Origin of the sequence: Agrobacterium sp. V1 (assembly GCF_030518355.1) — a bacterium.
GTDB classification, from domain to species: Bacteria; Pseudomonadota; Alphaproteobacteria; order Rhizobiales; family Rhizobiaceae; genus Agrobacterium; species Agrobacterium cucumeris.
Window position 1 is genome coordinate 421,268 of record NZ_JAULSF010000001.1, and the last position, 25,982, is coordinate 447,249.

General features: G+C 59.9%; 26 protein-coding genes. 17 read left to right on the forward strand and 9 right to left on the reverse strand.

What is annotated here, in order from left to right; genetic code table 11:
• Window positions 1-19: 19 nt before the first annotated feature.
• The 8 genes from QSV77_RS02010 (at window position 20) to QSV77_RS02045 (ending at window position 6,127) form a co-directional block, all read left to right on the forward strand.
• Entirely contained in the window at window positions 20-637 is a 618-nt protein-coding gene (locus QSV77_RS02010) for a cytochrome c oxidase assembly protein (RefSeq protein ID WP_142839228.1), read from the forward strand.
• 58 nt (window positions 638-695) lie between these two features.
• On the forward strand, window positions 696-1,571 hold the full coding sequence (locus tag QSV77_RS02015) for a cytochrome c oxidase subunit 3 (protein ID WP_142839229.1): 876 nt from the start codon (window positions 696-698) through the stop codon (window positions 1,569-1,571).
• Between the two features lie 350 nt (window positions 1,572-1,921).
• Window positions 1,922-2,308 (forward strand): DUF983 domain-containing protein, encoded by a 387-nt coding sequence (locus QSV77_RS02020; RefSeq protein WP_052817424.1) that lies wholly within the window; start codon window positions 1,922-1,924, stop codon window positions 2,306-2,308.
• A 10-nt stretch (window positions 2,309-2,318) separates the two neighbouring features.
• On the forward strand, window positions 2,319-3,053 hold the full coding sequence (locus tag QSV77_RS02025) for an SURF1 family protein (RefSeq protein WP_302733869.1): 735 nt from the start codon (window positions 2,319-2,321) through the stop codon (window positions 3,051-3,053).
• A 76-nt stretch (window positions 3,054-3,129) separates the two neighbouring features.
• Window positions 3,130-4,176 (forward strand): 4-hydroxy-3-methylbut-2-enyl diphosphate reductase, encoded by a 1,047-nt coding sequence (gene ispH, locus QSV77_RS02030; RefSeq protein ID WP_137037217.1) that lies wholly within the window; start codon window positions 3,130-3,132, stop codon window positions 4,174-4,176.
• Between the two features lie 94 nt (window positions 4,177-4,270).
• Window positions 4,271-5,239, forward strand: a complete 969-nt coding sequence (locus tag QSV77_RS02035) for a homoserine kinase (protein ID WP_302732370.1) — start codon at window positions 4,271-4,273, stop codon at window positions 5,237-5,239.
• Window positions 5,236-5,676, forward strand: a complete 441-nt coding sequence (rnhA, locus tag QSV77_RS02040; protein ID WP_003494262.1) for a ribonuclease HI — start codon at window positions 5,236-5,238, stop codon at window positions 5,674-5,676. The genes QSV77_RS02035 and rnhA overlap by 4 nt, the downstream gene beginning before the upstream one ends.
• A 142-nt stretch (window positions 5,677-5,818) precedes the next feature.
• Window positions 5,819-6,127 carry a Dabb family protein gene (locus QSV77_RS02045; RefSeq protein WP_142839232.1) on the forward strand — a complete coding sequence of 103 codons (309 nt, stop codon included), beginning with the start codon at window positions 5,819-5,821 and terminating at the stop codon, window positions 6,125-6,127.
• A 159-nt stretch (window positions 6,128-6,286) separates the two neighbouring features.
• On the opposite strand, the gene QSV77_RS02050 is transcribed toward QSV77_RS02045, so the two are convergent.
• Together QSV77_RS02050 and QSV77_RS02055 are read right to left on the reverse strand one after the other, a co-directional pair.
• On the reverse strand, window positions 6,287-6,772 hold the full coding sequence (locus QSV77_RS02050; RefSeq protein WP_142839233.1) for a peroxiredoxin: 486 nt from the start codon (window positions 6,770-6,772) through the stop codon (window positions 6,287-6,289).
• A gap of 222 nt (window positions 6,773-6,994) precedes the next feature.
• The gene (locus QSV77_RS02055) at window positions 6,995-7,843 is read right to left on the reverse strand and encodes a protein-disulfide reductase DsbD domain-containing protein (protein WP_142839234.1); all 849 of its coding nucleotides are present in this window, start codon (window positions 7,841-7,843) and stop codon (window positions 6,995-6,997) included.
• 161 nt (window positions 7,844-8,004) lie between these two features.
• Between QSV77_RS02055 and QSV77_RS02060 the strand changes: the two genes are divergently transcribed.
• The 3 genes from QSV77_RS02060 to QSV77_RS02070 all read left to right on the forward strand — a co-directional run bounded on the left by QSV77_RS02060 (window position 8,005) and on the right by QSV77_RS02070 (window position 10,217).
• Complete coding sequence (locus tag QSV77_RS02060; RefSeq protein WP_269698549.1) at window positions 8,005-8,610, forward strand: YqgE/AlgH family protein; 606 nt, start codon at window positions 8,005-8,007, stop codon at window positions 8,608-8,610.
• 138 nt (window positions 8,611-8,748) lie between these two features.
• Window positions 8,749-8,940 carry a CsbD family protein gene (locus QSV77_RS02065; protein ID WP_046798516.1) on the forward strand — a complete coding sequence of 64 codons (192 nt, stop codon included), beginning with the start codon at window positions 8,749-8,751 and terminating at the stop codon, window positions 8,938-8,940.
• A 170-nt stretch (window positions 8,941-9,110) separates the two neighbouring features.
• Complete coding sequence (locus QSV77_RS02070; RefSeq protein ID WP_302732371.1) at window positions 9,111-10,217, forward strand: putative zinc-binding metallopeptidase; 1,107 nt, start codon at window positions 9,111-9,113, stop codon at window positions 10,215-10,217.
• 206 nt (window positions 10,218-10,423) lie between these two features.
• Here QSV77_RS02070 and QSV77_RS02075 read toward each other — a convergent pair whose 3' ends face one another.
• The 4 genes from QSV77_RS02075 to thrC are packed head-to-tail and all read right to left on the reverse strand — an operon-like array spanning window position 10,424 to window position 16,686.
• A complete protein-coding gene (locus QSV77_RS02075) occupies window positions 10,424-13,339 on the reverse strand; it encodes a sensor domain-containing phosphodiesterase (RefSeq protein WP_142839238.1) in 2,916 nt (971 codons plus the stop codon).
• On the reverse strand, window positions 13,336-13,935 hold the full coding sequence (locus QSV77_RS02080; protein WP_142839239.1) for a GNAT family N-acetyltransferase: 600 nt from the start codon (window positions 13,933-13,935) through the stop codon (window positions 13,336-13,338). Before QSV77_RS02080 ends, QSV77_RS02075 begins: the two co-directional genes overlap by 4 nt.
• A 33-nt stretch (window positions 13,936-13,968) precedes the next feature.
• Window positions 13,969-15,267, reverse strand: a complete 1,299-nt coding sequence (locus QSV77_RS02085) for a pitrilysin family protein (protein ID WP_269698853.1) — start codon at window positions 15,265-15,267, stop codon at window positions 13,969-13,971.
• Window positions 15,268-15,288: 21 nt separating this feature from the next.
• Window positions 15,289-16,686 (reverse strand): threonine synthase, encoded by a 1,398-nt coding sequence (gene thrC, locus QSV77_RS02090; protein WP_142839240.1) that lies wholly within the window; start codon window positions 16,684-16,686, stop codon window positions 15,289-15,291.
• 294 nt (window positions 16,687-16,980) lie between these two features.
• Between thrC and QSV77_RS02095 the strand changes: the two genes are divergently transcribed.
• Window positions 16,981-17,520, forward strand: coding sequence for a PilZ domain-containing protein (locus tag QSV77_RS02095; protein WP_269698851.1), 540 nt, complete (start codon window positions 16,981-16,983; stop codon window positions 17,518-17,520).
• A gap of 184 nt (window positions 17,521-17,704) precedes the next feature.
• On the opposite strand, the gene QSV77_RS02100 is transcribed toward QSV77_RS02095, so the two are convergent.
• Window positions 17,705-18,394 (reverse strand): HAD family hydrolase, encoded by a 690-nt coding sequence (locus tag QSV77_RS02100; protein ID WP_302732372.1) that lies wholly within the window; start codon window positions 18,392-18,394, stop codon window positions 17,705-17,707.
• Between the two features lie 233 nt (window positions 18,395-18,627).
• Between QSV77_RS02100 and QSV77_RS02105 the strand changes: the two genes are divergently transcribed.
• The gene (locus QSV77_RS02105) at window positions 18,628-19,308 is read left to right on the forward strand and encodes a GntR family transcriptional regulator (RefSeq protein ID WP_269698546.1); all 681 of its coding nucleotides are present in this window, start codon (window positions 18,628-18,630) and stop codon (window positions 19,306-19,308) included.
• A 46-nt stretch (window positions 19,309-19,354) separates the two neighbouring features.
• Window positions 19,355-19,831, forward strand: a complete 477-nt coding sequence (locus QSV77_RS02110) for a DUF1284 domain-containing protein (RefSeq protein ID WP_302733870.1) — start codon at window positions 19,355-19,357, stop codon at window positions 19,829-19,831.
• Between the two features lie 62 nt (window positions 19,832-19,893).
• Here the strand turns inward: QSV77_RS02110 and QSV77_RS02115 are convergent, their stop codons facing one another.
• Window positions 19,894-20,994 (reverse strand): hypothetical protein, encoded by a 1,101-nt coding sequence (locus tag QSV77_RS02115; RefSeq protein ID WP_302732373.1) that lies wholly within the window; start codon window positions 20,992-20,994, stop codon window positions 19,894-19,896.
• 234 nt (window positions 20,995-21,228) lie between these two features.
• Here QSV77_RS02115 and QSV77_RS02120 point away from each other — a divergent pair, with 234 nt between their 5' ends.
• The 3 genes from QSV77_RS02120 (at window position 21,229) to QSV77_RS02130 (ending at window position 25,299) form a co-directional block, all read left to right on the forward strand.
• Window positions 21,229-22,374, forward strand: a complete 1,146-nt coding sequence (locus QSV77_RS02120; protein WP_142839247.1) for a site-specific DNA-methyltransferase — start codon at window positions 21,229-21,231, stop codon at window positions 22,372-22,374.
• A gap of 612 nt (window positions 22,375-22,986) precedes the next feature.
• The gene (locus tag QSV77_RS02125; RefSeq protein ID WP_302732374.1) at window positions 22,987-23,499 is read left to right on the forward strand and encodes a hypothetical protein; all 513 of its coding nucleotides are present in this window, start codon (window positions 22,987-22,989) and stop codon (window positions 23,497-23,499) included.
• A gap of 285 nt (window positions 23,500-23,784) precedes the next feature.
• On the forward strand, window positions 23,785-25,299 hold the full coding sequence (locus QSV77_RS02130; RefSeq protein ID WP_271360794.1) for a DegQ family serine endoprotease: 1,515 nt from the start codon (window positions 23,785-23,787) through the stop codon (window positions 25,297-25,299).
• Between the two features lie 66 nt (window positions 25,300-25,365).
• Here the strand turns inward: QSV77_RS02130 and QSV77_RS02135 are convergent, their stop codons facing one another.
• Window positions 25,366-25,977, reverse strand: coding sequence for an HAD family phosphatase (locus QSV77_RS02135; RefSeq protein ID WP_269698541.1), 612 nt, complete (start codon window positions 25,975-25,977; stop codon window positions 25,366-25,368).
• Between the last annotated feature and the right edge of the window lie 5 nt (window positions 25,978-25,982).

Genomic DNA, 25,982 nt, shown 5'->3' on the forward strand with positions numbered 1-25,982 from the left:
GAGGGGAGAGGAGGAGGACATGGCGAATATGGAAACGCAGACGGTGGGAACCGGCAGGCAACGGGTGAGCAATCGCTCCATCCTGGTGCTCTGTCTCGTATTTTTCTGCGCCATGATCGGCATGGCCTATGCTGCCGTGCCGCTCTACACCCTGTTTTGCCGCGTCACCGGTTATAACGGCACGACCCAGCGCGTCGAGCAATATTCGGACGTCATCCTCGACAAGACCATCAACGTCACCTTTGATGCCAACACGTCGAACGGCCTCAACTGGGATTTCCAGCCGGTCGACAGGATGGTCAAGCCGAAGATCGGCGAAACGGTGCAGGTCACCTTCAAGGCCACCAACCGCTCGCCCGTGGCGACCACGGGAACGGCGGTCTTCAACGTCACGCCGATGGAGGCGGGCGCCTATTTCAACAAGGTGGAGTGTTTCTGCTTTACCGAAACGACGCTGCAGCCGGGCGAAACACTGGAAATGCCGGTGGTTTTCTTTGTCGATCCCGACATCGCCACGGCGCGCGAAACCAAGAGCATTCATACTTTGACGCTGTCCTATACGTTTTATCCGGCCAAAACCGAAAAACCGGTTGCGTCCTTGCCGGTAAAGACTGAATCTGGCGAAAGCAAATTGTGAGAGGAGATCTGGCCTTCTTGAGGCCGGATCAGGGAAGAGATACCAGGGGATTGTCGCAATGGCAGACACGCATCAGAAGAACCACGACTACCACATCATAGACCCAAGCCCCTGGCCGCTTCTGGCCTCGATCGGCGCTTTCATCCTGACCTTCGGCGGCGTCTGTTACATGCGTTACCTGTCGGGCGGCTCGTTCAAGCTGTTCGGTGCGGAACTCGCCAACCCCTGGCTTTTCTATATCGGTCTCGTCATCGTGCTTTACACCATGTATGCGTGGTGGGCGGATACGATCAAGGAAGCCAATGAGGGCAGCCATACCCGCGTCGTGTCGCTGCATCTGCGTTACGGCATGATCATGTTCATCGCTTCGGAAGTGATGTTCTTCGTGGCGTGGTTCTGGGCCTATTTTGATGCCAGCCTCTTCCCGCATGAGGCCATTCAGGCGTCCCGTCTTGAATATACCGGCGGTCAATGGCCGCCCAAGGGCATCGAAGTCATCGATCCCTGGCACCTGCCGCTCTACAACACCGTCATTCTGCTTCTGTCGGGCACCTGCGTCACCTGGGCGCACCATGCGCTGCTGCACAATGACCGCAAGGGCCTGATCAGCGGCCTCGCGCTCACCGTGGCGCTCGGCGTGTTGTTCTCCACCGTGCAGGTTTACGAATACATTCACGCCCCGTTCGATTTCAAGAATTCGATCTATGGCGCGACCTTCTTCATGGCCACCGGTTTCCACGGTTTCCACGTCTTCGTCGGCACGATCTTCCTTCTGGTCTGCCTGTTCCGCGCCATTGCCGGCGGTTTCACGCCCAAGCAGCACTTCGGCTTCGAAGCGGCTGCCTGGTACTGGCACTTCGTTGACGTCGTCTGGCTGTTCCTGTTCTTCGCCATCTACATCTGGGGTGGCTGGGGCGCGCCGGTCCACGGTTAAACGACGTCGGATCGTCTACCACGTTGCTTCTGAATCGAGCGGGTACCGCACATCTCTTCTCCCCGCCGGGGAGAAGTCCGCGGCAACGGGATGAGGGGGCAAGGGTGAAGATAGACCGATAGCTCGCCCCCTCATCCGACCCTTCGGGCCACCTTCTCCCCGGCGGGGAGAAGAAAGTCGCGGCGCCGGCTCGCAACAAACAAGTGCCCGGGTTCTGAGGCAAGCTTCCAGGAGATTGGACGTCATTCTCGGGCTTGACCCGAGGATCCATAGCCCGCTGAAATTGTGGGTCCTCGGGTCAAGCCCGAGGCGGACGGGCGAGGGGTTAGGCAACTTCGCGGGAGGTCATCATGTCTGAACCATCAAACGGTAATTTTGCGCCTGTTGATCCCATCAAGGTGGGCTTGAAAGGCTGCTGCCCGCGTTGTGGTAACGGCCGGCTGTTCGACGGTTTCCTGACGCCGAAACCGGCCTGCAGCGCCTGCGGGCTGGATTATGGTTTCGCTGACGCGGGTGATGGTCCGGCGGTCTTCGTCATGTTGATCGTCGGTTTTCTGGTTGTCGGGCTGGCGCTGTGGTTCGACCAGCGTTTTGCGCCACCCGTCTGGGTGCATGTCATGCTCTGGTTGCCGTTTACGGTGATTGTTTCGCTCGTGCTGCTGCGCAAGCTCAAGGGCATCATGATTGCGCTGCAATACCGCAACAATGCAAGCGAAGGCAGGCTTGATCGTGAATGAGGTTTCCCACATGAAGGCGGCGGACAGACGGGTCTGGTTCGCCGCGCCGCTGGTGCTGCTGGCGCTTGCCATCCTTCTCGGGCTCGGTACGTGGCAGGTGAAACGGCTTTACTGGAAAGAAGCGCTTATGGCCGATATCGAGGAGCGGCTGAGCGCGAGCCCGGTTCCGCTTGCCGATATCGAGGCAATGGCGAAAAGCGGCGGCGATATCGAATATCGCAAGGTCAGGCTCTCAGGCACGTTCGATCACGGCCGCGAGCGCCATTTCTTCGCCACCCATCAGGGCCGGACAGGTTATTACATCTATACGCCGCTGACGCTTGCCGATGGCCGCATCCTTTTCGTCAATCGCGGCTTCGTGCCCTTCGAGATGAAGGAACAGGCCAAACGGGCGGAAGGACAGGTAACCGGCGAGGTGGTAATAACAGGACTGGCACGCGCGCCCCTGGTCGCAAAACCCTCCTCCCTGCTGCCGAATAACGATATCGCCAAGAATATCTTCTACTGGAAGGATCTGGCGGTGATGGCCTCGAGCGTCGATATTCCCTCCAACCGGCTGGTCCACCTCTTCGTGGATGCCGACAATGCGCAAAATCCCGGCGGCTGGCCGCAGGGCGGCGTGACGCTGATAGATTTGCCCAATAATCACCTGCAATATGCGATAACGTGGTATGGCTTGGCGCTGGCCCTTGTCATCGTCGTTGGTTTTGCCTATTTCCGGAACCATAAGGCGCGCGACGAATAATGTGCGCCCCGCCCGGCAAGGGGCAGGCTATCGGGCAAGGCATGGAGCACGCCAAGAAGCAGGCCAAGGAGCACGAATGAACATCGCCGTTTCCAAACCCCCTTTGACGATAAGGCTGTGCGGACCGCGCGGCTTTTGCGCGGGCGTGGACAGGGCGATCCAGATCGTCGTGCTGGCGCTGAAGGCCTATGGTGCGCCGGTCTATGTCCGCCACGAAATCGTGCACAATCGCTATGTGGTGGAAGGGCTGGAAGCCAAGGGCGCGGTTTTCGTCGAGGAACTGCATGAAATCCCTGCCGAACATCGCGAGCAGCCGGTGGTTTTTTCCGCCCATGGCGTGCCGAAATCCGTGCCTGAGGATGCGCAGGCGCGCAACCTGTTTTATCTCGATGCCACATGCCCGCTGGTCTCCAAGGTTCACAAGCAGGCCATGCGCCATCAGCGCCTTGGCCGCCATGTGGTGCTGATCGGCCATGCCGGTCACCCTGAAGTCATCGGCACCATGGGCCAGCTTCCCGAAGGAACCGTCTCACTGGTCGAAACGGTGGAAGACGCTGGCACATATGAACCGGTGGACCGTGAAAATCTCGGTTTCGTCACCCAGACGACGCTGTCGGTCGATGATACCGCCGGCGTCATTGCCCGTCTGCAGGAACGGTTCCCCGCCATTCAGGCGCCTGCCGCCGACAGCATCTGTTACGCAACCACCAACCGCCAGGATGCGGTGAAACAGGCAGCACCCGGCTGCGACCTGTTCATCGTTGTCGGCGCACCCAATTCCTCCAATTCCAAGCGACTGGTGGAAGTGGCGCTGCGGGCCGGGGCAAAGCACTCCGTGCTGGTGCAGCGGGCGGCGGAAATCGACTGGGATGCAATCGGCGATATCCGCACCGTTGGTCTTTCGGCTGGCGCATCCGCGCCTGAAGTTATCGTCGATGAAATCATCGAGGCCTTCAAGGCACGGTTCGACACCACGCTCGATCTTGCCGTGACGGTTGAGGAAACGGAACATTTCCTCGTCAACCGCGAGCTGCGCAGCATCGAGCTGACGACGGATGACATGGCGTTCGTCAACGGTAATGCCAGCAATGCGCTGCCGCCGAAGACCGCCGCCGGTGCCTAGAACAGGGTGATGGCGAGGTGAGCGCTTCTCACCTTGCATCCGTTATTTCCACACCCCGGGATTCTCATTCCATCCTTCATCAAGAGATTTTAAATTGGCAGTTTATACTGATATCACCGAAGATGATCTGAGGAATTTCCTCACGCAGTACGACACCGGCAGCCTCACGTCTTACAAGGGCATTGCAGAAGGCGTCGAAAACTCCAATTTCCTGCTGCACACCACCAAGGAACCGCTGATCCTGACGCTTTATGAGAAGCGGGTGGAAAAAAACGATCTGCCGTTTTTCCTCGGCCTCATGCAGCATCTGGCCGCCAAGGGCCTGTCCTGCCCCTTGCCCCTGCCGCGCAGGGATGGCGAATTGCTGGGGGAATTGTCGGGCCGACCGGCGGCGCTGATTTCCTTCCTAGAGGGCATGTGGCTGCGAAAGCCGGAGGCCAGACATTGCCGCGAAGTCGGAAAGGCGCTGGCGGCTATGCATCTGGCGGGTGAGGGGTTCGAAATCACGCGCCCCAACGCACTGTCCGTTGAAGGCTGGAAGGTGCTGTGGGACAAGTCGGAAGACCGCGCCGATGAGGTGGAGAAGGGTTTGAGGGACGAGATTCGCCCTGAGCTCGATTATCTCGCCGCCCATTGGCCGAAGGACCTGCCGGCCGGCGTCATCCATGCGGATCTGTTTCAGGACAATGTGTTTTTCCTTGGCGACGAACTGTCCGGCCTGATTGACTTCTATTTCGCCTGCAACGACCTGCTCGCCTATGACGTGTCGATCTGCCTCAATGCCTGGTGCTTCGAAAAGGATGGCGCCTATAACGTCACCAAGGGCAAGGCGCTGTTGGAAGGTTACCAGTCGGTGCGGCCGATGAGCGAGGCGGAACTGGAAGCGCTGCCGCTGCTGGCGCGCGGTTCGGCGCTGCGCTTCTTCCTGACACGGCTTTACGACTGGCTGACGACGCCGGAAGGCGCGCTGGTGGTGAAGAAAGACCCGCTGGAATATCTGCGCAAGCTGCGGTTCCACCGCTCGATCGCCAATGTCGCCGAATATGGGCTGGCCGGCGAATGAAACATGTCGATATTTTCACCGATGGCGCCTGCTCCGGTAATCCCGGTCCGGGTGGCTGGGGCGCCGTGCTGCGTTATGGCGAGGTGGAGAAGGAACTGTCCGGCGGCGAGGCCGAGACCACCAATAACCGGATGGAACTGCTGGCGGCGATTTCGGCACTCAACGCGCTGAAAAGCCCCTGCGAGGTCGACCTTTATACCGACAGCGCCTATGTCAAAGACGGTATTACCAAGTGGATTTTCGGCTGGAAAAAGAAGGGCTGGAAAACAGCCGATAACAAGCCGGTCAAGAATGTCGAGCTATGGCAGGCGCTTGAGGCGGCACAGGAGCGTCACAAGGTTACCCTGCACTGGGTGAAGGGCCATGCCGGCCACCCCGAAAACGAGCGCGCCGACGAATTGGCGCGCAAGGGCATGGAGCCCTTCAAACGCCGGTAATGCAAGCCTGCTTTATTGCCGCTTGGCTGGGTCAGGGGCGATTTGACCCGGGCCGCATTTATCGGGGTTGTGAAAACCGAAACCCGACTTATCTTGTCGTCAAGGGCGCCTGCATTGCGTCCAGCGGAGGAGAGGAATCCGGATGATCCTGCATTGTGTATTTCTACGCTTCAAGGCTGCGACGGCATCCTCTGAAAAACACGCGATATTCGAGGCGATTGCTGCCCTGAAAGACGTGATACCCGGCATCATCGATGTGAAATACGGCCAGAATGTCTCGCCCGAAGGCCTGAACGGCGGTTTTGTCGACGGCTTCATCGTGACGCTGGAAAGCCCCGAGGCCCGCGACGACTATCTCGCCCATCCGCAGCATGTGGAAGTGGGCGAGCGCCTGGTGTCGCTCACCGATGGCGGTCTGGCCGGTCTTCTGGTGTTTGATATGAATGTTTGAGAGGGCGGCGGGGCCGCTCTTCAATGTCTGGTCGCTCCACTCGCGACGTCATCCTCGGGCTTGACCCGAGGATCCATAACCCCCTGTTGAGCTGGTGGATCCTCGGGTCAAGCCCGAGGATGACGCCTTATCTTGGGCCAAGAGGCCATCTTCTTAACGTCAAAGCTGCTCGATCATCGCCGCAGCAGCGGAAACCGTCGCCTGACCGGGATTTTCTTCCACGTTGAGCGACTTCACCACGCCGTCTTCAACCAGCATCGAATAACGCTTGGAGCGCACGCCGAGCCCGCCGCCGGAAAGGTCGGCATCGAGGCCGAGCGCCTTGGTGAAGGCCGCGTCCCAGTCGGCGAGGAAGTGGATCTTGCCCTGGCCGCCGGAGGATTGCGCCCATGCGCCCATGACGTGCCAGTCATTGACGGCGATCACGGCAATGTCATCCACGCCCTTGGCGAGAATGGCGTCGCGGTTTTCGAGGTAGCCCGGCAGGTGGTTCAGCGAGCAGGTGGGGGTGAAAGCGCCGGGTACGGCGAAAAGAACGACCTTCTTGCCGCTGAAAAGCGCGTCCGTCGTGGTTTCCACCGGGCCGTCGGCCGTCTTTTCCTTGAAGGTTGCGGAAGGCAGTTTTTCGCCGATCTTGATGGTCATGTCCATGCTCCTGTGGTCGTTCGGTTGGCGCGACTATAGAGCATTTCCAGTAAAAGTGCGTAGCGGTTTTACGTCCGGATAATGCAATAAAACAAAGAAATAGAGCACGTCCGGACAACTCCGTTCAGACGTGCTCCAGAGCACGAAAATGAAATCTGTCATGCGGTTTTCGAGGTAAATTCCAGAGTTGAGCCACCGGTTCGGGGACAACACAAGAAGCGCTCAGGGTTTCGGAAAATTCAGCATCGTCTCCATCGCCCGATCGCCGGATTTGACCAGAATGGGCCAGCTGTTGCCGGGCACCTGATAGGTTTTCGGCAGGCCCTTTATATTCATGTAGAAGGACAGCTTGCGCTTGTCGCGCACCATGTTCTGCGGCTCGTAATAGGCAAAGCCAGAGGGGCCGGCGATGAAGATTTCCGTCTCCTTCGGCGCGTTTTCCGGCAATTGCAGCTGCACGCCGAGCATGGTCTTGTCGGGCGTGATGTGGAAATCGATGACCTTGAAATCGTCGGAGGCGGCTTCGGGCAGCGTTTCGCGGGCTTCCTCCAGCAGACGCCGTTCCTCGCCGTCGTCGTCACCCGCATTACCGCGGTCGATCGAGAATGTCGCCTCGAAGGGAATGCAGATATTCTGGCACACGCCGATAAAGGCGGTGAGGTCGATCTTTCCGCTGGCCGCCGGGTCGGTGGCTTTCAGCTGAAAAGGCAGGCTGACGGCATGGTCGTAGCCGATATCGGTAATGTCGCCATTTTCGATGAGCTTGGGAACGGGATAGGCCATGGTGGTGAGCGTAACACCGCTTGCCGGATCAAGCGTGATTTGCGGCGGTATGCCGGCTTCGCCCGGCTCGCGCCAATAGGTTATCCAGCCGTCCTTCGGCTCGATCTGCAAAACGCCTCGCACCACGCCGTCCGCATCCATGGCAAGGCTTGCCACGCGCATCTGGCCGCCTTCGCTCCTGGCCCAATCGGTAATTTCGGCCCGGGCGGCTTGCGCGCCGCCGAGGAGAGCGGCAAACAGGGCCGCGAAACGAAGATGTGAAAATCGGAAGAATGTCCTGGCGCTCATGCTTCCCGTCTAACCCAACATTGCCCGGCCGACCAGTTACGAATTCGTGGGGTTCATCATTTTCGGTTGATTGATGGCACGCTATGCCGCATCCTGTCCCTTGTCGAAGTGCGAACGCCGTTTTCCGTTCAATCACGGAATTCGGTCTGCTGGAGGCGCCGGTGAGCTTTTCAACCCTGATGGACAAACGCGAACGTGGCTTTCTCGACGGTCAGTTCCTCATGGCGATGCCGGGGCTGGACGACGGTAATTTTGCCCGTGCGGTGATCTATATCTGTGCCCATTCGGATGCCGGCGCCATGGGCTTCATCATCAACCGGCCGCAGCAGATCACGTTTACGGACATTCTGCTGCATCTGAAACTGGTGGACAGCAACGACGCCATCATGCTGCCCAACCGTACCCGCGAATTTCCGATCCAGTGCGGCGGTCCGGTCGAATCCGGCCGCGGTTTCGTGCTGCATTCCGATGATTATTTGAGCGAATCCAGTATTCCGGTCAGCGACGATATTTCGCTGACGGCGACGCTGGATATCGTCCGTGCCATATCCAACGGCCGCGGCCCGCAAAAGGCCACCATGCTGCTCGGTTACGCCGGCTGGGGGCCAGGGCAGCTGGAAAACGAGATCGCCAATAATGGCTGGCTGAACTGCCCGGCGGCGGAAGATCTGATTTTCGACCGCGGGCTGGACAATAAATATGAGCGGGCGCTGGCCCTGATGGGCGTTGATGCCCGCATGCTCTCCACCGATGCCGGCCACGCGTAAACCAGGAACGCCGGAATTTGGCGAGCGTATATTTTCTGCCGCCCACTTATCATTATAGGTGGGAACCAAATCCTGCCCCCTCACGTTACTCACCCGGAAAGCCGGACAGACAGTACGGCTCAACTAGGGAGCAGTAAGATGGGTAGCACATCAGACAAGATTTCCGGTACGGCAAACGAAGTTGCTGGCAAGGTCAAGAAGAGCGTCGGCGAAGCCACCGGCAATAACGAGCTGCGCGCCAAGGGTGCCGCCCAGGAAACCAAGGGCAAGGTACAGAAGAGCGTCGGCAAGGCCAAGGATGCCGTCAAGGGCGCAGTTGACCGGATGTAATACCGCCTGACGATCTTCCGCCTCTCAGACGAAGCGGCGCTTGGAGCGCATGTGTTACCGCACATGCGCTCTTGTCGTATGGGGCGCGGGAACGACGGGTTTGTTACGCCGTTCATGCTGACATCGTATGTTTTCCTTCGTTCAACTGATCCATCGCAAGGGTTTCATCAATGAGACTTTTCTCCTGCGCATCCTGCGGCCAGCCGGTCCATTTCGACAATCGTTTCTGCGTTTCCTGCGGCCATCGCCTTGCCTTCGTGCCGGAGCGCCTTTCCATGGAAGCGCTGGCGCCGGCCGGCGAACCGAACTGGCAGATCGTCGCGGAGCCGCAAAAACAGGTACGTTTCTGCGCCAATGAAGTGAATGACATCTGCAACTGGTCGGTACCGGCGGAAAGCGACAGCGCCTTCTGCCCAGCCTGCAGCCATAATCGTCTGGTGCCCGACATTGCGACGGAGCAGGGGATCGAACAATGGCGCCGCATCAGCCAGGCGCAGCGGCACCTGTTTTATTCGATCCTGCGGCTCGGCCTGCCACATCCCAACCGTGATGTTGATCCGGCCGGCGGACTTGTCTTCGACTTTCTGGTCGATGAGGTGGCGCCCGATGGTTCGGTTATTCCGGCGATGACCGGGCATGATGAAGGCCTGATCGCAATCCGCGCGGCGGAAGCCGACGATGTGACGCGCGAGCAGGTGCGCGCCAACATGAATGAGCCGTATCGCACCCTGCTTGGCCATTTCCGCCACGAGGTCGGGCATTTCATCTGGAACAAGCTGGTGCGTGATGCAAACCGGCTGGAGGCCTGCCGCGCAGTGTTCGGCGATGACCGCGAGGATTATGGCGCGGCGCTGCAACGCAATTACGATGGGGGACCGCGTCCCGACTGGCAGGAAAGCTTCATAAGCTCTTACGCCTCAGTCCACCCCTGGGAAGATTTTGCCGAATGTTTCGCCCATTACCTGCATATCGTCGATACGCTCGAGACCGCCCGCGCCTTCGGCGTCGCAATCGATCCTGATGGACATGAGGAAATGGCGGCCGAGGTGACGTTTGATCCTTACAACGCCCGCAGCGCCGCACAGCTGGTCAAGGCATGGATCCCCCTCAGTGTCGCCATCAATTCCATCCAGCGCAGCATGGGGGAGGCCGACCTCTACCCCTTCGTGCTGACACCGCCGGTGGTGGCGAAAATGGAGTTCATTCACGACCTGCTGCATGGGAAGGTGGCGGCGGATGGAGCGCCGATGGCAGGGCAGAATTCGGCAGTGCAGTGAATGCCTGGAGGCGGAGAGTCCTGGTCAGGGGAAGCATCGTTTCCTTCTCCCGTCATACCGGCCTTGAGCCGGTATCCAGCCAGCCCAAGTCCTTGGGCTGAAAAGAGTCCTTCCCGCCGGACAGACGCCCGCTGGCTGGATTCCGGCTCAAGGCCGGAATGACGGAGGTGGCGGGGCATCAGCCTTCATTACCTCAGGTCGGCCCCTTACGAAGCCCGCTTCGTCGGCTGGAACCGCTCCCGCAGCAGCTTCAGCGCCGCATCGCCCGAGACCGGGGTGCCGAACAGGAAACTCTGGCCGAAGTGGCAGTTCATGCGGGAAAGCTCGGCCGCATCTTCTGGCGTTTCGATGCCTTCCGCAACCACCTGCATGTCGAGCGCCCGAGCCATGGCGATGACGGAGCGCAGGAGCACATTGCGTTTGTCGCTGGTATTGGCAACCAACGCCTTGTCGAGCTTGATCGTGTCGAAGGGGAAACGGGTCAGATAGGCGAGTGACGAATAACCCGTGCCGAAATCGTCCATGGCGAGGCTCAGGCCAGTTTCCTTCAGCTTGGAAAGCACAAGCCGCGCCTGTTCCGGGTTTTCCATGACGACGGATTCCGTCAGTTCCAGCTTCAGCTGCTGCGGATTGCAGCGCGTGCGGGTCAGCATGCCGCGCACGTCGTTATACAATTCGTTGTTCAGCAATTGCGCGCTGGAAATATTGACGGAGATGAAGATCGGCATCTTCTCGATGGCATGTTGCCAGTCCATCAGGTCGGTCGCCGCCCGTTCCAGCGCAAACATGCCGAGCGGCTCGATCAGGCCGGAGGCTTCCGCGATGGGGATGAATTCGCTTGGCGGAATATTGCCGCGCTTGGGGTGTTCCCAGCGCATCAGGGCTTCAAAGCCGGCCAGCTCACCGTCATCAAGCTTGACGATCGGCTGATAGGCGAGCGACAGCTCCTTGCGCTCGATGGCGCGGCGAAGGTCGCTTTCCATCTGCAACCGGTCGGTGCCTGACGTGCGGAAGGCGGGGCGGAAAGGCTCGACGCGGTTGCCGCCGGCGCGCTTGGCGCGGTACATGGCCAGCTCCGCATCGCTGAGCAGACCGGCCGCACTTTCCTGCTGGTCGATCCAAGAGACGAGACCGATGGAGGCGGTGAGGATGATTTCGCGGTTGGCGAAATTGATCGGCACCATGATCGCCTTGTTCACCGCATCGGCGAAATCGGCGACACGCTGCGGATCGCGCTCCGAGGTCAGGATAAGGCCGAATTCATCACCACCAAGACGCGCCAGCGTATCCTGCGGTTTCAGCAGCCGGCGCAGACGCCGCGTCAGCGCGATGAGAATATTGTCGCCGGCGGCGATGCCCAGCGTATCGTTGACCAGCTTGTAACGGTCGATATCGATCGCCATCACCGTCGGGCGTACGCCCTCGCTATCGGGCGAGAGATTGAGGATCGATTGCAGGCGGTCAAGGAAGACCTGCCGGTTCGGAAGCCCGGTCAGATTGTCGTTCATCGCATCCTGCAACAGCCGCTCGACCGAATTTTTCTGCTCGGTAATATCGGTGATGGTGCCGACGCAGCGGATGATTTCGCCGTTGGAGCCGAGAACCGGGCGGGCGCGGATTTGCAGCCAGTGGAAATGCCCGTCTTCGGCACGAATGCGGAATTCGTGGTTGAGGCGGCCCTTGCGATGGTCGAGCAGCACGTCGAGCGTCGCCTTGAACCGGTCGCGGTCATCAGGATGCAGGCGCGGCAACCAGTTGCGCGCGGCACCATGCATGGTGCCGGGCTCCAGCCCCAACCGGTTGGAAATGTCAGGCGTGGTGACGATGCGGTCGCGCGTCACATCCCAGTCCCACACGGTGTCGCCGCTACCCGTCAGCGCCAGCGATTGCCGTTCGAGATCGGAAAACAGACCTTGTTGATAGGCGCTGCCGGCAAAGGCGTGCTGGATGACGGTAAAGCCGATCAGAAGCACGATCAGCACCAGCCCGCCGCCGAGCGCCGGCTGCACGATGTCGTTGTCCAGCTGTCCCGTCACCGTCAGCCAGCTGCCGAACAGCCAGACGAGGATCAGCGCCCAGGAGGGAACCAGCAAGATGGCCCGGTCATATTTGTTGAAACCGAGATAGATGATGAGCGCGATGCCGGCGGTCGCCGTCAGCGCGAAAGATACGCGGGCAATGCCTGATGCGACCGAGGGATCGTAAATGGCAACGCCAAACAGCAGCGCCAGACCCACCACCCAGGCAAAGGTCGCATAACCCAGATGCGCATGCCATCGGTTGAGATTGAGATAGGTGAAGAGGAAGACCACGAAGCTGGAGGCGAGCGCCACTTCCGCGCCCGCCCTCCATATTCGCTGATCGCTTGAGGTGACGGTGATGAGCTTTTCGAGGAAGCCGAAATCGACGCATATATAGGCGAGCACCGCCCATGCGAGCGCGGCCGAGGCCGGCAGAACGGAGGTTCCCTTGACCACGAACAGGATGGTGAGCAGCACGGCGAGCAGGCCAGCAATGCCAAGCACGATGCCGCGATAGAGCGTAAAGGCGTTGATCGTGTCCTTGTAGGCTTCCGGTTCCCAGAGGTAAAGCTGCGGCAGCTGCGGCGTGGAAAGCTCGGCAACGAAGGTGATGACGGAGCCGGGATTGAGTGTGATGCGGAACACGTCGGCGTCAGGACTCGGCTGCCGGTCAAGCGCAAAGCCCTCACTCGGCGTGATCGCCATGATGCGCTGTGAGCCTAGATCGGGCCAGAACAGCTTGGAATTCACGAGGCGGAAATGCGGGGCGACGATGACGCGCTCCAGCTGCTCTTCTGACACGTTGGCGAGTGCGAAAACCGCCCAGTCGCCCTGGTGGTCGGTGGAACTGGCGCGCACCTCGATACGGCGGCGGATGCCGTCGGGGCCGGGCGCGGTCGAGACCTGAAAGGCTTCGCCCTGATTGGCATAGATATCGGTTGTGGCAGTCAGATCAAGCGCCGTGTCGTCACGGGAAATTTTCACCGGCTCGAAGGCGTAGGAATAGGAGGAGAAAAGCAGAAACAGCAGGAAAAACGGCACGGCCAGCGCGATTGCCGCCAGACGTTTCGTGAGGCATGGCTCATGGTGAATGTAGGTCATGTATCGTACTTCGTTCCGCCGGAGCTTTGCTTGTCGGCAAGAAGGGAAAACATCATATGATCCCGCCATTGGCCATTGATTTTCAGATATTCCCGCAAGAGGCCTTCCCGCTGGAAACCGGCATTTTCGAGAAGCCGGATGCTTTTGAAGTTTTCCGGAATACAGGCTGCCTCGATACGGTGCAACTGAAGTCCGTTGAAGATGTATGGTATTACCAATTTTAATGCGGCAGACATATGGCCTCGTGCCGCGTGCCGTTCGCCCGTCCAATAGCCGATCATGCAGCTCTGCGCGGCACCCCGGCGGATATAACCAATGGTGATGCCGCCGACGAGCAGGGTCTCTTTTTCGAACAGCAAGAAAGAGACGGCGGTGCCGGAGGAAAACTCCTGTCCGTTGCGTACCACGCGCATCCGAAACGAGCCTTCGGTCAGTTCATCAGGGCGCCAGGTGGGTTCCCAGGGCTGAAGAAACTGCCGGCTTTCGGAGCGCAGCACATGCCATTGCTTGAAATCGCTGTAGCGCGGCAGTCTGAGAAGATGGTCGGCGCTGCGCAGTTCAGGCGTGTCGTTATGTCGGGAAAGAAAACGCAGCATTCACCATCCCTGTGCGGAAGAAACCGCCATGTCTCAGCCGTTCGCCTTTATCCTTGCAGGCTGCTGCGCAGAAAGCGCGGCAGTGATGTCTGAAAGAGGCGGCAGATGTTCAAGCGGGCCAATTGCGGACAATGTTGGAACTGTATCGAAAAACAGCCGTCCCGCAAGATCGGTCAGGCGCTCACGCGTGATGTCGCCGAGGCGCTCCATCATCTCCTCATTGGGAATGGGACGGCCGTAAAGCATCATCTGCCGGGCCATCTGGCCGGCACGGGCGGCCGGGCTTTCCTGACCCATCAGCAATTGCGCACGGATCTGCGCCCGGGCACGGTCAATTTCTTCCTGATGGATGGTCTGCGACGATTTGCGCAGCTCATCGAGTATGACGGGCACCAGTTCCGGCAGGTCGTTGGCGCCTGTCGCCGCATGCACGCCGAAGATGCCAGTATCGGAAAAGCCCCAATGGAACGCATAGACGGAATAGCAGAGGCCGCGATATTCGCGCACTTCCTGGAACAGGCGGGAGGACATGCCGCCGCCGAGAATATTGGCAAGGATCTGCGAGCAATAAAAATCGCGGGCGTGATAGGCCTTGCCCTCGAAGCCCAGCAGTACCTGCGCGTCCATGAGGTCGCGGGTTTCGCGGATTTCGCCACCGGTATAGATCGCTTTTTCCATAACCGGCGTGGCAATGGGCAGCTGCGGCAGTGAGGCGAAACGTTCTTCCACCTGCTTGACGAAGCTCTCATGATCGACAGCACCGGCCGCGACGACGAAGATGCGATCCGTCGTGTAATTGCGGGCGAGATAATGCCTGATCTGGCCTGTCGTGAAGGATTGCACGGTGTCCGGCGTGCCGAGGATCGGCCGACCGATCGTCTGGTCGCGATAGGCGACACCGGAGAAATTGTCGAAGATCACGTCGTCGGGCGTATCGGTCGCAGCGCCGATCTCCTGGAGGATGACGTTTTTCTCCCGCTCCAGTTCCTCTTCGTCGAAGAGCGATTCCGTCAGGATGTCGGCAAGGATATCGACGGCGAGCGGAACATGGTCCTTGAGGACGCGGGCGTAGTAGGAGGTGGTTTCCGTCGATGTCGCGGCGTTGACTTCGCCGCCGACATTTTCGATCTCTTCGGCGATCTGCCGGGCGGTGCGCCGCGCCGTGCCCTTGAACGCCATATGCTCGAGTAGATGGGCGATGCCGTGTTCGGCAGTCGTCTCGTTGCGGGACCCGGATTTGATCCACACCCCAAGAGCAACGCTTTCGAGATGCGGCATTCTTTCCGTCACAACGGTCAACCCGGACGAAAGCCGGGTCACATTAACTCTCATACTCAACGTCTTTCCGCGTCTCTATTTGCCGGCGCGTGCATGTTGGCCGATGAAGGTTTCCACGGCTTTCAGCTCTGCGTCCAGAATGTCGAAACGCTCCTCCCGGTTCATAATGTCAGCTAGCCATACTGGAAGCGCCGGGTCGATTGCGCAAGCGGATTTTACAGCGGCCGGGAATTTAGCCGGGTGGGCGGTAGACAGAACCACCATCGGGCTTCCTGCTTTTTCGTGCTTTTCCGCCACGAAAACACCGGTCGCCGTATGCGGGTCGATCAGGTATCCGGTTTTCTCAAGCGTCTCGCGGATGGTTGCCGCCACCTGCTTTTCGGTGGCGCGGCCGGCGCGGAAGTCCTTCTTGATGAATTTCAGTGCCTTCGGCGGAATTTCAAACGCGCCGGACTGCTTCAGACCGTCCATCGATGCCTTCACCGCCGCGGAATCGCGGTCATAGGCTTCAAACAGCAGGCGTTCGAAGTTGGACGAGATCTGGATGTCCATCGAAGGCGAGGTGGTGGGCTTGACGCCGCGCATCTCGTAACGGCCGGTCTTCAGGGTGCGCGCCAGAATGTCGTTGTCATTGGTGGCGATGACCAGCTTGTCGATCGGCAGGCCCATCTTCTTGGCGACGTAACCCGCAAAGATATCGCCGAAATTGCCGGTCGGAACGGTGAACGACACCTTCCGGTCAGGGCCGCCGAGCGACAGCGACGCGGTGAAATAATAGACCACCTGCGCCATGATGCGCGCCCAGTTGATGGAGTTGACGCCGGAAAGCTTCACGCCGTCGCGGAACTTCACGTCGTTGAACATTTCTTTGACCAGCGTCTGGCAATCGTCGAAATTGCCGTTGATCGCCAGCGCATGCACGTTGGAAGCGGTGGAGGTCGTCATCTGGCGCTGCTGCACCGGGGACACCTTGCCGTTCGGGAAAAGGATGAAGATGTCGGTGCGCTCGCGCCCGGCAAAGGCGTCGATAGCAGCACCTCCGGTATCGCCCGAGGTTGCGCCGACGATGGTGGCGCGTTCGCCGCGCTCAGTCAGCGTATAGTCCATCAGGCGGGCGAGAAGCTGCATCGCCACGTCCTTGAAGGCGAGCGTGGTGCCGTGGAAAAGCTCCAGCACGAAAGTGTTCGGGCCGGTCTGCGTCAGCGGCACGACGGCCGGATGGCGGAACGTCGAATAGGCGTCGTCGATCATCGCCCTGAACTTGTCGGCCGGAATTTCGCCGCCGGTGAAGCGATAGAGAACCTCGAATGCGACGTCCTGATAGGATTTACCGCGCAGGTTGCGGATTTCCTTCTTTGTCATGGAAGGCCACTCACGCGGCACGTAAAGCCCGCCGTCACGGCCAAGGCCCGCCAGAAGCGCGTCGCAGAAACCAAGCGAAGGGGCCGCACCCCGGGTCGATACATATTTCACGAGATAGTCCCCTGTCCTTAACCGGCCTTGTCCTTAACCGGTATGTCCGTCGCCGATCTTCGGCATCTTTTCCAGCAGCGTCTCACGGAAATGAGGCGATTGGCGAGGTAATGAAGGGCTTTTTTGAAAATTCAAGCAAAACCGAACATGCCAATCGATTTTTTCCGGCGTCGCTGCTATAGACCATCGCCAACCTGCGTGAAAGGTCAATAAACAGCGTCTCCGGTTCGGTTCCGGGACAATGGAGAGGGAATTAGAAGAGTGTCAGGGAATTTCTTGCGTTTGTCCGCCGCGATGTCGCTTCTGGCCGTCGTTGCAGGGTGCAATTCCTCCAATCCAGCGGACTCGCTTGCCGTCAACCCTCCGGCGGCGCAGGCCAATGCCGTTGCCCCCGTGGTGCAGGCCAACTGCCCGACGGTCACGGTTCTCGACGCCAGCGCCGTCCACCGCGTTTATGCCGGCGGCGCCAAGGATGATCCGCAGAAGCTTGCCTATCAGGTCTCGCTGTCAGATACGACGCGCTCCTGCACCGCAAACGAAACGACGCTGACCGTGAACGTGCTGGCCCAGGGCCGTCTCGTTCCCGGCCCCTTGGCCAAGCCCGGCCGCGTCACAGTTCCGATCCGCGTGACGGTGAAGGACGGTGACGGCGAAATCTACGGCGAAACAACCAATTTCGCCATCGATGTCCCGGCAGGCGCCGCCGGCACGCAGTTCATCTTCAACAATGACCACGTCGCCATTCCCAATGGACCGGGCGGCGCACCGAAGTCGGTCAACGTCTATATCGGCTTCGGCGGCGAGAGCGCCAAGGCAAAGACCAGGCGCCGGTGATTTGACGAGCTGGATGAAAAAAACCGGAGGCTGCTTTTGCAGGCTCCGGTTTTTTATTGCTTACAGACCGCCCAACATTCGCAACGTCATCCTCGGGCCTGTCCCGAGGCTCCACCTTCGCGCGGTTTTTGGATCTTCGCCTCAAGGGCGAGGATGACTTGAAGGTGGGGGCTCTCCTCCAAACTCAAAAGGCGCCTTCCCACTCCGCCATTGCCGCAATCACGGCCGGTAGATCCTGCATGCGCGAAATCACCGTTTCGGCGCCCGCATCGGTCAGCCGGTCGGCGTGGCTCGGATAGGTGTGGGATGCGCCGGTAAAGCCGATGACGCGCATGCCTGCGGCCTTCGCGCCATGGATGCCGTGTACGGAATCCTCGATGACGACCGCGCGATCGGGCGAGACGCCGAACTGGGTGGCACCATGCAGGAAGATGTCGGGCTTCGGCTTCACGCGGTCGGCGCCGAGGTCCTTGGCAGAATAGATATGCGGCGCGAAATAGGGCTTCAGGCCGACTTTCGTCAGCATCATGTCGAGGCGGTGGCTGGAAGAGTTCGAGCAGATGCAGCGCGGTGTCGTCAGGCGCGACAGCGCGAATTTAACACCCTCGATGATCTTCACGTCGCGTTCCAGCCGCATGTCGAGCAGCTTTTCCGACTTGTCGAGCAGCGACGCGGAGAGCGGAATGCTGGCTTCGCTTTCCACCTGCAGAAGAATGTTCTTCCAGGTCATGCCGGCAAAGCGCTCGCCCATTTCTTCGACGGAGATCGGATAACCGGCCTCGGTCAGAAGGCGGGATTCCACCTGCGCCGCGATGATTTCGGAATCGACCAGAACGCCGTCGCAGTCGAAAATAATGAGGTCGAAGCCGCTCATGGGCGCTCCCTGTATCGAATGTGCCTGGAAAAAGTGATGCCGGGCTTTTAGACCATGTCCGCGTCAAGCTCAACCGGCTCACCCGCAAGGGTCGGTCCCGCCGGGCTCATAGCTTGCCTGTGCCGGACACGGGGAACGCATAAGCGGCTAAGGGATCTAGAATATTCGCCATTGCTTTTTCCCGCCTGCAAAAACCGCTACACAGTCGCGCGGCATATGCGTTATGGGATATTATGCCCAAGCCAGTAAAAACCGCACCTGAAGACACCATTGCCGCACGCATCAGCCGGACGCTCGCCGACCGCATCGTCCGCGGTGAACTGTCGCCGGGCGAACGGCTGCGGCAGGATCACATCGCCGCCGAATTCGGCGCGTCGCACGTGCCGGTTCGCGAAGCGTTTCGCCGGCTGGAAGCGCAGGGGCTGGCCGCCAGCATTCCGCGCCGGGGTGTCCGGGTGGCGGATTTCGGCCTTGACGATGTGCGCGAAGTGGCGGAAATGCGCGCCGCCCTTGAGGTTCTGGCGCTGCGCCACGCCATTCCCAACATGACGTCAGCCATTCTCGATCAGGCCGAGGCGGCGACGCTGGAAGGTGACAGCGCCGTTGACGTGCAGCACTGGGAAGAGGCCAATCGCCGCTTCCATCGCCTCATCACGGCACCCTGCAACATGCCGCGCCTGATGGAGGCGATCGACGGCCTGCATGCCGCAAGCGCCCGTTTCCTGTTTTCCGCCTGGCGGGCCGGCTGGGAGCGCCGCACCGATACTGACCACCGCGCAATCATCGACGCGCTGCGCGGCGGCCGCGCGGAAGAGGCGGTACGCATTCTCGACGGACATGTGCAATGGATCGGCCGCAAGGCGATCCGCACCTCGTCCGGCTCGGTGCGCGACGCCTTCGCGATTGTCGGATAGGCGGCGGCGCTTGGCTGTCCGGCTCCGCCCCCACCATCTTCTGTGTATGCTGACCTATGTCGGCAAGGGCTACACTTCCGGCTTCGTCGAAAATTACGACCGTGTCGCCGCCCGGCTGAATGCGGGCGAAGAGGATATCGAGCTGGTGGATGGACCGGATGATATCTGCACCGGCCTCCTCTGCGAAAGCCATGCGCACTGTTTTAACGAAGGCGTGGTGCAGCGGGACGAGACGGCCCGGGCTTCAGTGTCGACGCTCTTGAACGAGACGCTTGCCCCGGGAAAACGGCTGCGGGCAACGCCGGACTTTCTTGCAAGAATGCGTCTCGCCTTCGCCGCCGGAGACATCCGGCAGGCCTGTCGTGGTTGCCAGTGGATAAGGCTTTGCGACCGTATCGCAGCATCAGGCTTTGCCGGGGTGAAGATAGGGGAGCCGTTGCAGACAGTGCCGAAGGATGCGGCGCGTTTCTCGAAGCATCCGATGCTCAGTCCCAAATATGGGTCGGATGGCCGGAAATTGTGACGCCTTCTCTTTCCTTATTCCTGTGACAGGCACAGGAGTGAGGGGGCGGGGAGGTGAGAGGGCTACTCCGGCACATTCGTCTCGGTCCGCTCTGCCGCCTTCACCGTTGCCTTGATCTCCTTCGGGTCGCGCCCGGACTTCTTGTCGTAGCTCACCTTCACCGAATAATCGCCGGGATGCAGCGTTTCCTGATGCTGTGTGCCGTAGCGACCGGAAATTTCCTTCTGCGTGCCCTGCAGATCCTTGGTTGTCTCGACGATATCGATCCGTTCCGCACCGGGGGCGGTGATGGCAAGAACGCCGGCATCGAGATCAAGGGTGATTTCCGAGCGTTTTCCGGCGGTCACCGTGAAAGGTTGTTCCACTGTCACCTTGCCCAGACGCGCCCGCATGACGAAATCGCCTGCCGGCATTTCCATCATCTTGCCCGTGCCGTAAATGCCGTTGATGGTCTGGCGCGTGCCATCAAGGGTTTCCTTGGCTGACATCGCCTCGAAACGAATGTCGTCGGTTTCAACCGCCTTGCCGCCTTGGGCATAAACCGCCTTGGCAATCACCACGCCGCTCGGGATGACAAGGTCGTGGCTGATCGTTTCGCCCGCCTTGACGGCAAGTGTTTCCTGCACCCGCGCCGGACCGATGCTGCCGGTGAGAACAATCTCGCCAGCCGGCACGAAGACGGCATTCTGGCCATAGACGCTGTCCTTGAAATCGCCCTTGGTGATTTCGGTTTTCGCCTGAGTTTCTACATCGCCATCCGGGCTGCGTTTCGGCACGACAGTCAGTTCCGCCGCATCGAAATTCACCTTCGGCCTTGCGACGCTGCCATCCTTCACCTCGAAGGCAATTTCGCGGGTCACATTGCCCAGCGCTGCGACACCGACATATTTGCCGGCCGGCAGTTTTGCCTCGAAGGTGGCGTCATAGGAGCCGCCGGCATTCTCATCGGTTCGCGCTCCAGCCCGGTCGGTCTTGTAGAAATCCCAACGCACCTTGTTGCTGTTGCCAAGCGAGGGACCGCCATCAAACAGCACCGCATCCGTCACCACGTTAAATTGCGCCGAGGGCGCCTGCGCCCGCAATGGTGACGGCAGCGCCGCAACGACAAGCGCAGCACATGCGACATTTACGGAAAAAGAAGCCATTTTCATCATCGACCCCATTGCGGATCACCCCTTGCCATTGCCGTCTTCCTGTCGCGTCGATCTGCGCGACAGACTAACCCGTTGTGCACAACGTTTTTGTGCCGCTTCGGGTTCCCCGCCGGTCGCCGCAAATCCCACATCGCGGCCGCTACAGCCATTTATTTTGCGTTTTCCGTGACTTGTTCAGGCTTTGATAACCATCTTCGGTAACCATAAGCATCAGTAGAGAGTAAGCGTATGGAGCGAGTACCAATGGCAGCAGTTTTTCCGCTGGCCGATTTTCGGCGTGCCGGTTTTGATCGTGCGGGCGAGAGTGACGCCTGGAAAGACAGCATCATCAAAGGTGATTGTGTCGCTGCCTTGGATGCCCTCCCGAGCCAGTCGGTGGATGCGATTTTCGCCGACCCGCCCTATAATCTCCAGCTTGGCGGCACGCTTCACCGGCCCGATCAGTCGCTGGTTGATGCCGTCGATGACGAATGGGACCAGTTCGCCTCCTTCGATGCCTATGACGCCTTCACCCGCGCCTGGCTGCTCGCCTGCCGCCGCGTGCTGAAACCGAACGGCACCATCTGGGTCATCGGCTCCTACCACAATATCTTCCGCGTCGGCGCCATGCTCCAGAACCTCGATTTCTGGATCCTCAACGATATCGTCTGGCGCAAGACCAACCCCATGCCCAATTTCAAGGGCCGCCGTTTCCAGAACGCCCATGAGACCATGATCTGGGCAAGCCGTGATCCGAAAGCCAAAAGCTACACCTTCAATTACGATGCCCTGAAGGCCTCCAACGACGATGTGCAGATGCGCTCCGACTGGCTGTTCCCGATCTGCAGCGGCCATGAGCGGCTGAAGGGCGAGGACGGCAAGAAGGTACATCCCACCCAGAAGCCGGAAGCCCTGCTGGCGCGCATCATCATGGCGTCCACCAAGCCGGGTGACATCGTGCTCGACCCGTTCTTCGGCTCCGGTACCACAGGTGCTGTCGCAAAACGTCTCGGCCGCCACTTCGTCGGCATCGAGCGCGAACAGGATTATATCGACGCGGCATCCGCCCGCATCGCCGCCGTCGAGCCGCTCGGCAAGGCGGAACTGACCGTCATGACGGGCAAGAAAGCCGAACCGCGCGTTGCCTTCAACACGCTGGTCGAAAGCGGCCTCGTCCGCCCCGGCCAGGTTCTGACGGATGCAAGACGCCGTTATAGCGCCATTATTCGTGCGGATGGTACCCTGGCATCCGGCGGGACTGCCGGCTCCATTCACCGCCTCGGCGCGAAGGTGCAGGGTCTCGACGCATGCAACGGATGGACGTTCTGGCATTTCGAGGACGGCGACGAACTGAAGCCGATCGATGATCTCAGAACCATCATTCGCAGTGAAATGGCAAAGGCCGAATAGTCGAAAGCCCGAAAGGCTGAAGACGGACGATCCACCGCCCGCCCTTGTCAGAATACGTCTCTGTCCGGTTTAGTACCTTCAGTCCCGGATGGAGAACGACCAACGCCCGGCACCCTGGTGTCGGGCGTTGGTATTTTCGAATATAAAACTTTAGCCAGACAAGTTTCGCGCAAGAGACGGCCCATACTGTCTGGGTCAAAGCAGTGGTTGTGGAAATCCGGTTCGGACAGATCACGAAAACACTGCTGTCCCATGCCGCTTGCGGCAGGACTGGCGCAGGCCGGAGACCGCCATTTCCGCCTGCGCCAATTTTCTTTTTGGGGTTCCCCAGGCTTTCCGGCGCCCCCAAGTAACGGCTCTACGTCAAAAAAATCATGAGAACAGGGCAATAAAGCACGCCCTTGATTCCGTTTAGTCAGGATGTGCTCTGGTGACCAAGTCTTAACAATAGATGTCCGGCGCGTTACGGAAGATTAACGTGACGCTACACATGGCGGGGAGTACATATTCTTCCAGGCTGAGTGTCGCCGGCGACCAAAAACGATCGCGACGCGACGATGCGAGACAGCCGGATTCGCGGGCCATTGCCTGCGATGAACAAGGAGGCGTGCCATGCGCTCGCTTTTAAAAACAGTCACAATAGCATCCTTCATTCTGGCGGTTGCCTCGGGCGGCGCGTTCGCGGCCGAGCACGGTGGTCACGGTGGCGGTCATGGTGGGGAGCACAGTGACGGGGGCCACGGTTTCCATGACGGCGACCGGGGTGGCGGTTTCCCTGGTGACCGTGATCGGGGTTTCTTCAAGTCCGACAACTATGTCGACTGGAGTGACCTTGCCACCGGCTATTATAATGCCCCTCCGATGAGCTACAGCTATCAGGGACCACATCATCTGGCCCGCGTTCTGAATGAAGTGCGCGTCGCCGATCACCGGATCGATCTCGAACGTCAGCAGGGCAAGCTGACGGCCAGCTCTTTCAACAGGCTGGAAAAAGAGGCCGCGGGCATCAGCACGCAGGCCTTGAGAGCAGCCGACATGCATCGCGGCGGCATCCCTTTCAAGACATTCGCCACGCTTCAAGGTGAAGTCCGGCAACTTGATCGGAATATCGTGCGCATGAGCTGACCGGGACGTTTCGATCCTCGTTTCCGAGGATCGGGCTTCCCCTCGGAAAGCAAAGCATCAGGAGGGCGCGCCGGTGAGACCCGCCCTCCCTCACTCCAGGGCCCGGTAGGGAAAACCTGCCGATTTTCTAGAGACATGTAACACAAGGCACCGTGCGTCCCCATCGGGATGCACGAGGATTTGGCATAGCCCATCTTATGCGCAGCCGGAATCTGGTTGCCGAAAGGGCATCGTATAGCGACGGCGCGGTTTCGGCTGCGCATGTCCTCACAAAGGAGAAACGTCATGTCCGGCATTCTTCGCAGATATCGTATCGCAGCTTTGCTTGGCGCAGCCTTTGTCGCCGCACCGCTTGTGCTGCCCGTCTTTCTGCATAACACACCCGCTTTTGCCCAGGCCGGATTATCGGCCGTTCCCGGCCCGGTGACGTCGGGCGGTTCCTTCGCCGGGATCGTTGCCGCCGACAAGCCGGCGGTGGTGACCGTCACCACCGAAATGAAAACGCAGGAACAGGCGACCGATGACACCACGCCGTTTGACCAGCAGTTTCGGCAGTTCTTCGGCGAGCAGGGCATTCCCCTGCCGCAACAGCAGCCGCAGCAGCGCCAATCCCAGACCGCGGAAGCACTGGGTTCCGGCTTCATCATCTCGCCGGACGGCTATATCGTCACCAATAATCACGTCATCGACAATGCCACTTCCATCAAGGTGACGCTGGATGACGGCACGGAGCTTCCCGCCACGCTTGTCGGCGCCGATCCGAAATCGGATCTGGCCGTCCTCAAGATCACCGCTTCCAAGCCTCTGGCAGTGATTTCCTGGGGAGATTCCGACAGGCTGAAGGCCGGCGATCAGATATTGGCGATCGGCAATCCGTTCGGCATCGGTACCACGGTCACGGCCGGTATCGTCTCGGCCCGCGGGCGTGACCTGCACAGCGGACCCTATGACGATTTCATCCAGATCGACGCGCCGATCAATCACGGCAATTCCGGTGGTCCGCTGGTCGATGTCGAAGGCAAGGTCGTCGGCATCAACACGGCGATCTATTCGCCGAATGGCGGCAGCGTCGGTGTCGGTTTCGCCATCCCCTCCGATCAGGCGCAGAATGTCGTCGTCCGCCTCATGAAGGATGGGTCGATCCACCACGGCTTCATTGGCGTTCAGATACAGCCGGTGACCCCTGACGTGGCCAACGCCATCGGCCTTGCCACGCCGGAAGGCGCGCTGGTCGCCAAGGTGGAAACGAGCACACCCGCAGGCCGCGCCGGCATCAGGACCGGCGACGTGATTACCGCGCTCGGCGGACAGACGATCAAGTCCCCGCGCGATCTGTCGCGCATGGTCGCAGATCTGTCGCCGGGCCAGAAGGAACACGTCACGGTCTGGCGTCAGGGCGAGACCCGCGACCTGCTTCTCACCGTGGGTGGCAATGATGGCCAGAGCGCACAGGCATCCCCTGACAATGGCCAGCAGAAGGGCGATGCCTCATCGCAAGCCCTGCCAATGATCGGTATCGGACTGGCGGATATCACCCCGGCGATCCGTGAAGCCCTCAATCTCCCGCAGAATGAAAAGGGCACGATCGTCGAAAGCGTGACACCCTCCAAACCCGCCGCCGAGGCTGGTTTGCAGGCAGGCGACGTGATCGTTTCAGTCAATCAGACGGCGGTGAAATCGGCGGGTGATGCCAAGGCGGCCATTGCGCAGGCGGGCAAGGCGGGTCGCAAATCCGTTCTGCTGCTCATCCAGCGCGGCGATTCGCAGACCTATGTCGCCGTGCCCTTCGCACAGGGCTGAACCCCGGTTTTCCGGTGAAATCTCAAGGAACGGGCAACTCCATCGGAGCTGCCCGTTCTGTCATTTTCAGACATCCACCCCATAATCCCGCAGATCCTGCCGCAGCTTTTCCGCGCCGGTGAAGTGCACCGCCTGCCAGCCGGCCTGCTTTGCGCCCTCCACATTCGCCAGCGTATCGTCGATGAAGATGCTGGCCGCGGGGTTGAGGCCGAATTCCTTTGCGTGCAGATCGTAGATCGCCACGTCAGGCTTCAGGAGCTTCACATCGCCGGAGACCGTCACGCCGCGCGGCAGGGTGAGGAAGGGGAACATCTTCTGCGCTTCACGAAAGGTGTCGGAAGCGAAGTTGGTCAGCATCGTGACGTCGTGGCCGCTGTCGATCAGGCCAACCATGATCGCGACGCTCTCGTCATAGGAATGCGAGACCATTTCGTGCCAGAACTTGCGGAAGGCGCGAATATGCTCTTCCCGCTCGGGAAATTGCTCCAGCAACAGCGCTTCGGCATCCTCCCAGCGGCGACCGCGATCCTGTTCGAGGTTCCAGTCATGGGTGCAGACATTCTCGAAGAACCATTTGCGCTCGTCGGCATCGGGAATGAGGCGACTATAGGGAATATGCGGATCGTAATGGATCAGCACCTTGCCGATGTCGAATACGATATGCTCAATCTTGGTCATCGAAA

Bases quoted from the DNA above. Each gene is read 5' to 3' on its own strand.
- QSV77_RS02010 (WP_142839228.1), top strand. From the start codon at position 20: ATGGCGAATATGGAAACGCAGACGGTGGGAACCGGCAGGCAACGGGTG.
- QSV77_RS02015 (WP_142839229.1), top strand. From the start codon at position 696: ATGGCAGACACGCATCAGAAGAACCACGACTACCACATCATAGACCCA.
- QSV77_RS02020 (WP_052817424.1), top strand. From the start codon at position 1,922: ATGTCTGAACCATCAAACGGTAATTTTGCGCCTGTTGATCCCATCAAG.
- QSV77_RS02025 (WP_302733869.1), top strand. From the start codon at position 2,319: ATGAAGGCGGCGGACAGACGGGTCTGGTTCGCCGCGCCGCTGGTGCTG.
- ispH (WP_137037217.1), top strand. From the start codon at position 3,130: ATGAACATCGCCGTTTCCAAACCCCCTTTGACGATAAGGCTGTGCGGA.
- rnhA (WP_003494262.1), top strand. From the start codon at position 5,236: ATGAAACATGTCGATATTTTCACCGATGGCGCCTGCTCCGGTAATCCC.
- QSV77_RS02045 (WP_142839232.1), top strand. From the start codon at position 5,819: ATGATCCTGCATTGTGTATTTCTACGCTTCAAGGCTGCGACGGCATCC.
- QSV77_RS02050 (WP_142839233.1), bottom strand. From the start codon at position 6,772: ATGACCATCAAGATCGGCGAAAAACTGCCTTCCGCAACCTTCAAGGAA.
- QSV77_RS02055 (WP_142839234.1), bottom strand. From the start codon at position 7,843: ATGAGCGCCAGGACATTCTTCCGATTTTCACATCTTCGTTTCGCGGCC.
- QSV77_RS02065 (WP_046798516.1), top strand. From the start codon at position 8,749: ATGGGTAGCACATCAGACAAGATTTCCGGTACGGCAAACGAAGTTGCT.
- QSV77_RS02070 (WP_302732371.1), top strand. From the start codon at position 9,111: ATGAGACTTTTCTCCTGCGCATCCTGCGGCCAGCCGGTCCATTTCGAC.
- QSV77_RS02075 (WP_142839238.1), bottom strand. From the start codon at position 13,339: ATGACCTACATTCACCATGAGCCATGCCTCACGAAACGTCTGGCGGCA.
- QSV77_RS02080 (WP_142839239.1), bottom strand. From the start codon at position 13,935: ATGCTGCGTTTTCTTTCCCGACATAACGACACGCCTGAACTGCGCAGC.
- QSV77_RS02085 (WP_269698853.1), bottom strand. From the start codon at position 15,267: ATGAGAGTTAATGTGACCCGGCTTTCGTCCGGGTTGACCGTTGTGACG.
- QSV77_RS02095 (WP_269698851.1), top strand. From the start codon at position 16,981: ATGTCGCTTCTGGCCGTCGTTGCAGGGTGCAATTCCTCCAATCCAGCG.
- QSV77_RS02100 (WP_302732372.1), bottom strand. From the start codon at position 18,394: ATGAGCGGCTTCGACCTCATTATTTTCGACTGCGACGGCGTTCTGGTC.
- QSV77_RS02105 (WP_269698546.1), top strand. From the start codon at position 18,628: ATGCCCAAGCCAGTAAAAACCGCACCTGAAGACACCATTGCCGCACGC.
- QSV77_RS02110 (WP_302733870.1), top strand. From the start codon at position 19,355: ATGCTGACCTATGTCGGCAAGGGCTACACTTCCGGCTTCGTCGAAAAT.
- QSV77_RS02115 (WP_302732373.1), bottom strand. From the start codon at position 20,994: ATGGGGTCGATGATGAAAATGGCTTCTTTTTCCGTAAATGTCGCATGT.
- QSV77_RS02120 (WP_142839247.1), top strand. From the start codon at position 21,229: ATGGCAGCAGTTTTTCCGCTGGCCGATTTTCGGCGTGCCGGTTTTGAT.
- QSV77_RS02125 (WP_302732374.1), top strand. From the start codon at position 22,987: ATGCGCTCGCTTTTAAAAACAGTCACAATAGCATCCTTCATTCTGGCG.
- QSV77_RS02130 (WP_271360794.1), top strand. From the start codon at position 23,785: ATGTCCGGCATTCTTCGCAGATATCGTATCGCAGCTTTGCTTGGCGCA.
- QSV77_RS02135 (WP_269698541.1), bottom strand. From the start codon at position 25,977: ATGACCAAGATTGAGCATATCGTATTCGACATCGGCAAGGTGCTGATC.